The sequence below is a fragment of the Flectobacillus sp. genome, assembly GCF_049240685.1.
Lineage (GTDB): Bacteria > Bacteroidota > Bacteroidia > Cytophagales > Spirosomataceae > Flectobacillus.
In genome coordinates this window covers 1-7,108 of sequence record NZ_JBMLSD010000438.1, presented here as the reverse complement: position 1 = coordinate 7,108, position 7,108 = coordinate 1, and the positions used below count along the sequence as shown (strand labels likewise).

3 protein-coding genes are annotated in these 7,108 nt (G+C 38.0%); 1 reads left to right on the top strand and 2 read right to left on the bottom strand.

The genetic code is table 11. The features are described from left to right. Window positions 1-171: 171 nt before the first annotated feature. Together ACOVQ4_RS20290 and ACOVQ4_RS20285 are read right to left on the bottom strand one after the other, a co-directional pair. Entirely contained in the window at window positions 172-2,121 is a 1,950-nt protein-coding gene (locus ACOVQ4_RS20290; RefSeq protein ID WP_421822429.1) for a RagB/SusD family nutrient uptake outer membrane protein, read from the bottom strand. 18 nt (window positions 2,122-2,139) lie between these two features. Beyond that, window positions 2,140-5,277 (bottom strand): SusC/RagA family TonB-linked outer membrane protein, encoded by a 3,138-nt coding sequence (locus tag ACOVQ4_RS20285; RefSeq protein ID WP_421822428.1) that lies wholly within the window; start codon window positions 5,275-5,277, stop codon window positions 2,140-2,142. A 666-nt stretch (window positions 5,278-5,943) separates the two neighbouring features. Between ACOVQ4_RS20285 and ACOVQ4_RS20280 the strand changes: the two genes are divergently transcribed. Further along, window positions 5,944-6,789, top strand: coding sequence for a helix-turn-helix domain-containing protein (locus ACOVQ4_RS20280; RefSeq protein WP_421822427.1), 846 nt, complete (start codon window positions 5,944-5,946; stop codon window positions 6,787-6,789). Window positions 6,790-7,108: the final 319 nt, after the last annotated feature.

The following is a 7,108-nucleotide window of genomic DNA, read 5'->3' as shown; positions in this document are numbered from 1 at the left end:
AATAAAAAAGGCGATATCCATTACTGAATATCGCCGATAATTAATAGATCAGGTTTTTAATAGGTAGGTGTGTAAAAATATGATTTGTTGGGTATTAGACAATTATGTGCTATTTTTGTAAGAAACACATTTCTTTTTTTCCCTATCATAACCTAGTGAAAATAGTATATTCTAATAACCAGGGTTTTGCATAGCAGTTTTTTGCTCGGTGGTCAAAGGTTTACCTCCGCTGTATACGCCATCCAAGAAAGTCTGTGGAATTGGTCTCAACAAGTGGTAATCTTTAATATTGTTTGCAGCACCTGGGTTGTAAGCTTTAGCTCTCGCTACCAATGTTTTGGTTCTGCTCAAATCCTCCCAACGGTGGAATTCACCGCAAAGTTCTCTTGTTCTTTCGTTCAATACCAAGCACAACATTTTATCGTAGGTAGATGTATAACCTAGCTTGTTGATTACTGCGACATCTTGTGCTGGCAAACTGTTGATACTTGAGATTTCAAGACTTGTTGCTGTAGTCGATACTGGAATATTATTCGACTCATAGTATGAGTTTTCAGTCATAAATGAATTGATATTTACATTTTGTCCAGACTGAGACACAACAAAAGCCGCAGCACCATCTGTATAAGCTGCTCTATCTTCTCCAGCTTTGTAAGCAGCTCTTTTTCTTACAGCATTGATGTAAGGAAGTGCTGAATCATAAGAACCTTGACCAAGATTGGCTAAACGAATTTTGGCTTCGGCTGCCATCAAATAGGTTTCGCCCGAACGCGCCAATACCATATCTCTGTAACCCCTTACTTCGTTGATTGCCAAACGAGCACCATCAAAATGTTTACTCAACGATGGGAAACGAACATCTTGTACTAAACTTTTTCCATCAGATGCATGTGCTACATACACAGTAGGGACAGTTTTGTTGGTTTTGCTATAAACAATCTCATCTACGTATTTGGTTTTGGTAAAACGTGTATCTGATGGACTATTGATAATAAACATCAAACCAAGGTCGCCATTAACGTATTTACCACTACCGTTATTCAGTCGACTTTTTGTTCTAAAACTTTTCCAGAATCTTGAGTCATTTACTTGATCGAAAGCATCATACGTAAAATAAGTAGGTGCCAAACGGCTAAATGGACGCATACCCGTTAAGTCACGTTGCATATACGGAAGGTCATCATAACGTGCCGTAAAGTACAAGTGCTGGTTATTGAAGTTTGTCGCCAACAAATTGTCACTAAATTGTGCCGAAAGAATCAACTCAGACAATGATTCATTGGTACCATTAGGCTTGTTATAAGCCCAAAGATCGCCAAAATTGTTTGCCAAAGGGTGTCTGGCGATTACTTCGTCCGAAAGAGACACAACTTTTGCTAAATCAGCCGCCTTAGTAGAAGAGTTCCATGCATCATTGATTTCACTAGCTCTCGACAAATAGGCTTTTGCCAAATAGTGGGCTGCTGCATCCTTGGTGATTTTTGCGGGGCCGCCCGTATTTTCTAACAAATCGTATGCCTTTGAGAAGTCATCGATGATTTGTGCATAGACTTTTTCGGGTGTTTCGCGTGTAAACTCTAATTCTACTGTAGTACTTACAGACAACTTTAGAGGCACAGCACCATATTGACGCACCAATCTCAAATAATTAAAAGCTCGTAAGAAGTAACCTTCTCCTAATGCTATTTTTTTGATGGCATTACTTGTAGACTTACTCTCTGTAGCAGATTTGACAATTTGATTGGCCAAACCAATCGCCACATAATAAGTATCCCAAGCTCTTTGGGCGGCAATCGTGTTACTTGTAACGACAGTTACAATTGACCTGAAGCCCCCGTCGTAGTTATTCCATGGACTGTTCGAACCGTCACCACCGACATGAAACTCATCAGTTCCGTAGTTGGTAGTCGCAAACTGAACTTCTCCACTTAGTGGTACATTGAATGTTTGGTTATAAGCCCCCGTTACTGCGGCTTGAATACCTTCGTCGGTTGAGTAATAGGCATTACTTCTTTGAGTAGTCAACTCTTCTTTTAGAAAGTCTGATTGACAAGACATCGTTGCTAGAAGAGCGAATGCACAAATACCTGTTTTGATATATCTAAACTGTACTTTATTCATCGTAAAAATCATTAAAGGTTAAAAATCTACATTAATACCCATCGTAAAGCCTCTGTTCCAAGCCGAGCTTTGTAAGTCCATATCAATCCAGTTGATATTGTTGTAAACCATTCCTAAGTTTTGAGCTTGGAAATAAACTCTTGCTTGACTCAAGCCTAGACTTTGAGAGAATTTGTCTGGCAGGTTGTAACCTAATGAGATATTTCTAATTTTAATAAATGAGCCGTCTTGGTAACCTAGCGCGTTGTAATAAGGATCACCTGCTGCGGCAGTGTAATAAGGATGTTGATAATCTGCATTGGTGTTGTTTGGAGTATAATAGCTCACAACACGTTGGTTTGAGCGACCCGTTAACGCTTCACCTCCTGTGTTATACAAGTACTTCAAACGACCATATAGCATAACCGAAAGTGAAAATCCTTTGTAGTCGAATGTATTGGTCATACCTACAATAAACCTAGGAATAGTACTACCTAAAACCTTACGGTCATTTGAGGCATCGATTTTATAGTCTCCATTTTGGTCTACAGGTCTTACTGAACCAATAGTAAATGATTGTCCGTTTGCATTGAACTTAGCCATTTCAGCAGCATCTGCTTCTTTCCACAAACCAGCAGATTGGTAATCATAAATGACGCCTTGGCTTTGACCGATAAACCATTTGTTATTGATGTCATCCACTGCTCCATTGGCTAGCGAAACAATCTTGTTATCTTGCCAAGAACCATTGAAGGTGGTGCTCCATTCAAAGCCAGCTCTGCTCAAGTTTACTGTTGTTACGGTCAAGTCAATACCTTGGCTTGAGGTTTCACCAATGTTTGCATAGGTATTTACAAAACCTGTAACAGATGGAATCGTCTTCAACATTAGCAAATCTGTTGTGCGAGAAGTGTAGTAATCTAAAGTACCCGTAACTTTTCTTTTGAAGAACGAGAAGTCAACACCATAGTTGATTTGAGTTGTTTTTTCCCAAGTCAAATCTTGGTTTGCCAAAGTTGAATTGTTTATTTGTCCTGTAGCCAAAGTACCGCCATAAGGATAATAAATTTGAGTAAGACCGCCTTGTGTTGCGTAAGGGTCGATGGCAGAGTTGCCAGTAACACCCACGCCTGCTCTTACTTTTAAGTCATCAATCCAACGCTGATTTGCTAAGAATGGCTCATTGGTCAATCTCCAACCCAAAGCAGTACTTGGGAAGAATGCCCATTTGTTTCCTTCTGCCAACTGAGAAGCTCCATCATAACGACCTGACACCGTAATCAAGAATTTGTTGTTGTAGTCGTAGTTGATACGTCCCAAGTAAGAGCGAAGTTGTCTTTCGGATAAAGTAGAACCCCATGCCGACAATGGAATATTCAGTGCGTTCCATTTTTGGCTTGTCATTGGTACGTTATCAGCAGCCATGTTGTTTCTGTCGTAAGTCCATTCAGTTTGTGTTTGAAGTGCCATTACGCTCAACTGATGCTTATCAAAGGTTTTGTTATACGTTAGCATGTTATCCAAAGTATAAGACAACGCTTGATCTTTTGTTAAGGAAGCATAGCTAGAACCCGTTCTAATTACCGAGTTTGCATCAAGAAATACCCCGTTTCGGTTAAGAGATACGTCTGGACCAAAGTTCATTCTGAATTTTAAGCCATCCAGTGCTTTAAAGAAACCTGCAAAGTTGATTTCAGAATACAAACTACCAAAAATACGGAGGTTGGTTCTTTGGTCTTGAGAGTAGTTTTCTTCATTTACAATAGTTTTGAAAGCATCATCACCACCTGGATACAACACTCTAGCACCAGTAGCATCATAAGGCACGGCATAAGAGAACAAGTTTCTAGCACTTTCGTACAAACCCGAAGCTCCTACGTTGGTATTTTTACCTGCACCCGACTGACCATATTCGTTAATAGAGTAAGCTGCGTTTAACACACCACCCATCGAAAACCAAGCGCTTGTTTTAACATCAACACTCAATTTGGCTGAGTAACGTTTGTAGCTTTGTCCTTTTACAGTACCTTGGTTGTCGATATAACCAAAAGAAGCATAAGACTTCATTTTATCAGTACCACCACTTACACTGATAGTGTGTTGCCCTGTTACAGAAGGACGAGTTACCATACCAATCCAGTCTGTATTTTGTACCTTGGAGCCATCCCAAGTGCCGCCTTCCCAGCCTCTCAATATGTTATTCCATGAAGATAAATCACCAGAACCCTTAAAAATCAAGAAGTCATTGGCCTGAGTTGGTCTGTCACCACGAGGGTAAAGGTTAGGATTCAAATAATAGTACGACCATCTTCTGTAATCGATGTATTGCGCAGCGTCCATCAATGGAGAGCTGTTTTGCAATGTTTCAGTGGTAAAGTTGGAGTTCAAACTCAAGGTATATTTACCATTTTTACCTCTTTTTGTCGTAATAATCACAACGCCATTGGCTCCACGCGAACCATAAATGGCTGTTGCAGAAGCATCTTTCAGGATATCGACCGACTCGATATCGTTAGGGTTGATGTTATCGATACCTCCCGATGTCAACGGAATGTTATCTACAACGTACAAAGGTGAGTTTGATGCTGTTAACGAACGAACCCCACGAATCGTGATATTTCCTACTTGACCCGGTCTTTCGTTTGAAGTAATATCCACACCTGCTGCTCTACCTTGCATACCTTGTAGCGCATTGGCTACAGGTCTTTGTGTAAGGTCTTTCGCGCTTACACTTACTACTGCACCCGTAACATCTGATTTTTTACGCTCTCCATAACCAATTACAACTACCTCCTCTAAGGCCTTTGTATCTGTTTGTAATACTACATTAATTACCGTCTGATTGCCAACAGCTACTTCTTTTGTTTCATAACCAGTCGAAGAAATTACTAACACCGCATTGCCATCTGGTACATTCAATTTGAACGAACCGTCCGCTCCTGTGGTGGTTCCTTGATTTGTACCTTTAATTTTTATACTCGCCCCTGGAAGCACTTCACCATCGCTTCCAGTAACCTTTCCTGTAATAGGCAAGGCCACGCCAAATTTGTTTGATACTCGTACCGAATGTAGCAAACTAGCCTCTTTTGCAAGTACCAAATTGCCTTTACCTTCAACTTGAGTGAAACTCCCAGCTAAGGCTACAAGTACACTCACATTTAGTAATCTTTTGAGCATTGAGATTAGGTTTTATATGAAATAATTGACAGAAAAAAGACTTTTATTAATATGATTTATTTTATATTATTTTGTCCTTTTTGTCAAAGATATTACCATCCAAAACCCAAACCATCATGCTCCGTCCTGACTACAATAGCTATCTTTAATCAAATTCATTCTTTAATTGATTCTATTTTTATTTTATAAAAATATGATTTTTTCAATATATAATTTATTTAGTTCTATTTTAAGAAAATACTGATAACTCCAGCTCATTATACCTAAAACCTGTTCAAATATAGTACGATATCGTTTACGGAAAATGAACTATTATATACATACGTAAATGGGCTGCTCTTGATTCTCCTATGATTGCGACTTTTATAAATAGTACAATTATAATAGTATTTAGGCTAGTGGGAAGGCATTTCTTCCTGCCTTTTTTGAGGTGGAATCACCTGTATTTTTTTACTGATTGTAGATTTATTTTTGACAAAACTGCGAAAAATAGATTTCTTATCACCTTTTCTATCCTGCTTTTTTGACAAATAACACGACAGATACAGGACAGTTTGAATCGTATTATTTTGAGAAATGATTTTTACAAAATGGAACAAAAAAGTTATTATTTTCCATTCTCAATGTAGTAAAAGACAACCTACTAAACCCAGTAAAACCATCAATATGAAATATATTTTTGAAGAAAATTCTTTTCAGAGCCATTTCTCTTTATTAATTGAAGAAAATAAATTTGAACATGTTTTTTATGACAATCGCAAAGAGCGTTTGTTGACAATAGTATGGAATAGGGGAGAGTCTCAGCAAATCTCAATTGATGGGAATCCTTACAATTTTCCCAAAAATACGATTCTTCCACTAATGGTTAATCAGTCATTTTGGTTCGAGAAGCCCCAAGATTTGGTTATCTGGCGTTTCAACAGAGAATTCTATTGTATTGTTGACCATGATAAAGAAGTGTCTTGTGTAGGCTTTTTGTTTTATGGCATGCGAGAGATTACTTTCTTCGGTTTATCAACAGAAAACCTTCAACGTTTTGAATCTTTGCGTACCGTTTTTATTGATGAATTTAGTACCATTGATACTATCCAAGGCGAAATGCTAAGAATGTTGCTCAAGCGCCTGATTATTTTGGTAACAAGAATCGCTAAAGAACAGAGTATTCAACCTCCCATGGAAGAACAAGATTTTGACATAGTTCGCCGATATAATATTGCCGTAGAAAATCATTACAAATCCAAGCATCAAGTGCAGGATTATGCCGATATGCTAAGCAAATCGCCCAAAACCTTATCCAATTTATTTGCTTTGTATAATCACAAATCTCCTCTTCAAATTATTCATGAACGTATTACGCTCGAAGCCAAGCGTTTACTGATTTTTACCGAAAAACCCACCAAAGAAATTGCATTCGACCTTGGTTTTGAGGAAGTTGCCCATTTTAGTCGATTATTCAAGAAAGTGGTCGGAGAGTCTCCTTCGGATTTTAAAGAAAAACATTTTAGAAATTAAGTTAGTGGTAAAAATAATATTTAAGTTGTCAGGCAACAGGCACAAGGCAAAGAGTTTTAATAGGTTTTACTTACCATCGAAATGCTTTAGTCAGAGAATTTATTCCTGAGAGCCTGAGTTTCTAAAATTCTTTTCTCTGAGTACTTTAGGCTTTAAGCTGTAGACATTAGGCAAAAGATATTTATAATTTCATAAACTGCACCTTTATTTATTTCGCTTAAAGCCATGGGCAATAGAGTATATTTTTTGGTATAATAAATATTTTCTGATTACTGGACAAATTTGAAGATACTAGTTCAAGACTTAGTCTTGGACTCAT

What these genes read in the sequence shown, in the direction of transcription:
- ACOVQ4_RS20290 (WP_421822429.1), bottom strand. Translation starts at nt 2,121, where the DNA reads ATGAATAAAGTACAGTTTAGATATATCAAAACAGGTATTTGTGCATTC.
- ACOVQ4_RS20285 (WP_421822428.1), bottom strand. Translation starts at nt 5,277, where the DNA reads ATGCTCAAAAGATTACTAAATGTGAGTGTACTTGTAGCCTTAGCTGGG.
- ACOVQ4_RS20280 (WP_421822427.1), top strand. Translation starts at nt 5,944, where the DNA reads ATGAAATATATTTTTGAAGAAAATTCTTTTCAGAGCCATTTCTCTTTA.